Origin of the sequence: Burkholderia sp. Bp9143, from assembly GCF_003853645.1 — a bacterium.
GTDB lineage: Bacteria > Pseudomonadota > Gammaproteobacteria > Burkholderiales > Burkholderiaceae > Burkholderia.
Genome location: NZ_QTPO01000105.1, coordinates 1 through 4,362, shown reverse-complemented (window position 1 = coordinate 4,362; position 4,362 = coordinate 1). Strand labels below are relative to the sequence as shown.

The 4,362-nt window shown below is 56.4% G+C and carries 5 protein-coding genes; 4 read left to right on the top strand and 1 reads right to left on the bottom strand.

Annotated elements, in window-relative coordinates:
* Nucleotides 1-49: 49 nt before the first annotated feature.
* From DIE23_RS38620 to DIE23_RS38605, 4 genes are all read left to right on the top strand, one after another.
* Nucleotides 50-736, top strand: a complete 687-nt coding sequence (locus DIE23_RS38620; RefSeq protein WP_124618114.1) for a sigma 54-interacting transcriptional regulator — start codon at nt 50-52, stop codon at nt 734-736.
* Nucleotides 737-1,010: 274 nt separating this feature from the next.
* Nucleotides 1,011-1,919 (top strand): NAD(P)-dependent oxidoreductase, encoded by a 909-nt coding sequence (locus DIE23_RS38615; protein WP_124618112.1) that lies wholly within the window; start codon nt 1,011-1,013, stop codon nt 1,917-1,919.
* 281 nt (nt 1,920-2,200) lie between these two features.
* Entirely contained in the window at nt 2,201-2,557 is a 357-nt protein-coding gene (locus tag DIE23_RS38610) for a cyclophilin-like fold protein (RefSeq protein ID WP_124618110.1), read from the top strand.
* Nucleotides 2,558-2,839: 282 nt separating this feature from the next.
* Nucleotides 2,840-3,685 (top strand): oxidoreductase, encoded by an 846-nt coding sequence (locus DIE23_RS38605; protein ID WP_124618108.1) that lies wholly within the window; start codon nt 2,840-2,842, stop codon nt 3,683-3,685.
* A 181-nt stretch (nt 3,686-3,866) separates the two neighbouring features.
* Here the strand turns inward: DIE23_RS38605 and DIE23_RS38600 are convergent.
* Nucleotides 3,867-4,362, bottom strand: a 496-nt coding sequence (locus DIE23_RS38600; protein ID WP_148093492.1) for an SMP-30/gluconolactonase/LRE family protein, incomplete at its 5' end; no start/stop codon positions are given.

Genomic DNA, 4,362 nt, shown 5'->3' with positions numbered 1-4,362 from the left:
GGAGAAACTCATCCCCCATTGACGACTTGTTCTTTGTCGGCCCGACTACCTGTCAGATCAAGTCCCGGCTAATACAGTTCAGGTCAAACTCTTGCGTGTACTGCAAGACGGATCCTTCCAGCGTGTTGGCGGTACCGAGGCCCGGCAGTCGAACTTTCGGCTGATCAGCGCAAGCAACCGGAACTTCGAAGCGATGATCGCGGACGGTACATTCCGCCTTGACCTCTTTTACCGGATTGGAGCCGTCGTTATTCGTCTGCCTGCGCTGCGCGAACGCCTCGACGACATCCCGCTGCTTGCCGACCTGGCGCTCCACCAATTTGCAGAACGGCACGGCCAGCGGCCAAAGCGCCTTTCGGATCATGCGTTGCTCTATCTGCAAGGACAATCATGGCCCGGCAACGTGCGACAGATGATGCATACTGTCGAGCGCGCTGCAATTTTCTGTGATTCCGACGTCATCGATGTATCCGACTTTGGCGTGATCGACTCGGCGCAGCTGAATACTGCGGCGTCCGCTGTCGTGCGGGAATTCTCCGATCAATCGCCGCAGCTGGCGTCTCGTCCGCAATCCGGATCCATGAGCGTGAGCAGCGCGGTCGAGCAGGTTGAGGAGCAGCTGATTCGTAAGGCGATGACACAGTACAACGGCAACAAGAAGCGTGTGGCCTCGAGTCTTGGAATTTCACGTTCGTACCTCTACAAAAGGCTCGCACAAATCGGATTGAGCAACTGACAGTAGCGGGCGAGCTGGCCGAACTCGCCTACCTCCGCGTCCTGCCGGCCCCGTACTTTTTCTTGATTTTCGCGCATCCAATGCGTGGCATGCTCCTTGCGTAACTGAAGCTGGAACTGCATCGCAGCAGCCATTCCAGGTACCGACTCGATCTCCCTATCTTGCACTGTGAACGCACGTGGGTCCGCGAACACGCGGCTTGCAGATGACGTTTCTTATGCCATTTCGAGCAGATCGAGCGGTCTAGGCAATCACGGAAATATCAGGAAACGACATGAACAGCCAATCCAGAGAAAACACGGTCGGATTTGTGGGTCTTGGGATGATGGGCGGCCCGATGGCCGAGAATATTCTTAAAAAGGGCCACAAACTCGTGGTCTATGACATCGACAAGCAGAAAGTCGATCGTCTGGTCGCGCTGGGCGCCCAACCCGCTGACGGTCCCGCTGATGTCTCCCGCCAAGCCCGAATCGTGATTTCGATGGTCGACACGACAGCGCAGGCCGAGGAAGTAATCATTGGTTCCGGCGGATTCATCGCAGCGGGACAGGCGGGGGACGTTGTTATCAGCATGAGCACCATCGATCCGATGGCATTACGGAAGATGCAAGGTGTGTTGGCAGGAAAGGGCGTCGATATCATCGACTCGCCGGTCACCGGGATGGAAAAGGGCGCAAAGGAAGGAACGCTGAAGGCATATGTGGGTGGAGAGACGGAAGCACTTGAGAAAGCGCGTCCGGTTCTCGAGGCGATGACGTCACAGATTCTTCATCTCGGTGATGTCGGCAACGGCATTGCCATGAAGCTCGTGAACAACATGCTGTTCCAGGTCAACCGCGTGCTCATCGCCGAGGCTCTCGCGCTTGGTGCGAAGATAGGCCTGGATCCACAACAAATGGTCGAGGTGATTAGCAACACGACTGGCAACAGCGTTGCATTCCAGTACTCCGCGCCGCGTATTCTCGCGCGTGAATTCGAAGGTATCCGAATGGATATCACGTACAAGGACATCGAGTTGCAGACGTCCTTGGCCAAGGCCCTCAAGATGCCGATGTTCATGGCCAACACCGCTCAACAGGTGTACCAGATGGCGCGTGCTGCGGGGATGGGCAATGAAGATGGCGTTGCCGTCGTTAAAATCTACGAGCAGTTCACCGGCGTTCCCGTCAGCCCTCACGCCTGATTGATGCCGGTGCATGCCGTAGGCACCGAAGAGGAAGATTCGTGAACATCATTCAAGGGTGGTCGTGAGTCTTCCTCATCAGTTGATAGAAACCTTCATGCTCGAGTCGCAGCGGTTCGACGTCCCCTGCATGCAGGGGGATGATTGCTTGATGGCCGGGCCGTTTTAGCGCTATCGAACCAAATTGCTCTGCACGGAACTATCCGTGCACTCACGGCCTCTGCGGTCCGGCTTGAGGGAGTAGCATTTATTCTACGTTACTGAACGCGCAATCGAACGACATGCAAATACGAATCAATTTGGAAGGGGGCCCAGCGATAACAGTCACCCTCGACGACAGTACCGCATCGAGAGATTTCGCTTCGCTGTTACCGTTGACATTGCAATTGGACGACTATGCGTCGACCGAGAAGATCGGTGATCTGCCAAAACGGTTGTCCACTCAGGGCGCGCCTGCCGGGTTCAAGCCGTCGGCAGGCGATGTTGCCTACTATTCGCCGTGGGGAAATCTCGCGATTTTCTATCGGGACTACAGTTATGCGACCGGCCTTGTTCGATTAGGGAAGCTCGATTCGGGTGTCGAGGCGTTGAAGGAGCACTGTACCTTGACTGTGACAATCGAGAAAGTCGACCAGTAGCCCCTCATTAAATCCGTACATAGTGTGGGCCGTCATAGTATGCGGTAGTGTTTGTGTCGGAATGGCGTGAACGCTCTCTGATAAGTTCGTCTTCGTCATGGCCAAATGCCATTGTGTGAGGAAATAGGCCGAAGCATGTCGCCATCACGAACAAGCCAGCACACGATGTCTTTTCTGCGCACACAATTTACTTCAGGATTATCGTACGAGCGCTGCTCCGTCTGCCCGTGAGTTTTGGCATGGATTCTGCTGCATCTCGGATGAAATCACGGAGGACGTACAATGGGCAACAAATCACCTCGGACCTGGCTGATCACTGGTGCGGACAAAGGTCTTGGTTACTTCACGGCAAGGACGGCGCTCGAGCGCGGCGATCGAGTAATCGTGACCGTGCTTGCGGCTGACGGTCGCCACAAGCTGTCCGAGCAATACCCCGAAACGTTTCGCGCATTCCATCTCGACGCGCGGGACCATGGGCGCTTCGACGCGGTTGTCGCGCAGGCAGAGCGCGAATTCGGCGGCATCGACGTGCTCGTCAACAATGCAGGCTACGGCCTTCTTGCGGTGGCTGAAGCGACATCGGCCGACAAGTACCGCCCCATGTTCGAAGTCAACTTTTTCGGGCTGGTGGAGATGACGCGCGCGGTTCTGCCGATCATGCGGCGTCAGCGGAGTGGTCATATCATCAACCTGTCTTCCAAGGCGGGGTTCAAGGCATCGCCAGGTTTTTCCTTTTACAGCGCGTCGAAATTTGCAGTTGAGGGATATTCGGAAGCACTTGCCCAAGAGGTCAAGCATCTGGGTATCCACGTCACGATCATCGAGCCCGGCGGCTTCCGTAGCGACTTTGCCGGACCGTCACTGGTTTGCGCGACGACCGAGGATGGTGATTACGCGGAAACGAACAGGATGATTGCAAACTACGTTGATCAGCGTCATGGGCGTCAGCAGAGCGATCCCGAGAAATTTGGCCCTGCGCTGTGCAAGCTGGTCGATGCTGCAAGTCCACCGCTTCGTTTGCCGCTCGGCATCGACAGCGTCGAGCTCATTCGCGACGACATTCAGTCCATCGCCGCCGAACTTGATACGTGGCGGGAACTCTCCTTATCGACGCACGTCGACGAATGAGCTGGCCTGCCCGTCTGCTTGACGTGAATTTGACGGCATTGTCGGTTTCGAAACGCATTCCGTATGTTCGTGAGGAATGAGGCAGCGCCTTTTCGCTGCCTCCTGATCACTCAAGCTATCCCGCGATCGCATTTCCTTCCGGATGCTTACTGGAACTCAAGAGAAGGTTGCCGACGGAACGTCAACCTGGATCGACGCAGATTCCATCCAGCATCCGGTCCCCGACATCTGCATATGAACGTTGCCCGGGCAGGTTGCCGTCGATATTGCGTTCGAATGCCTTGCATCGACAAGACCATGTCTCAGCGATGACGAGCGTGCGACTGTCGTTGGTCAGAACCGCTCCGTTCGAGAAATCGAGCGCGCGTGCAACGGCACGCATCGAACCATCGGGCACCACCACATGCAGATCGGTCAGAGCCTTTGGTTGGTCACCAAAGAGATCGTAGCCGAAGTCTCCAACGTACATGCGGCCGAGCTCGTCGACTACCAAGTCGTGCAAGTCGCCTGGGGCGACGGATGAGAGATCAGCATGGATGGAAAGCGAGCTGCCGATGACGTTCATCAGCTTGCGGTCCCTGGGTGAAACGACGATGGGGGTGTCAACGGGCGGCGTAAAGGAGCCAGGGATGGGCGGCGTAATGGCGCCAGCAGAAGCGGGGGTAAAACGCAGATTC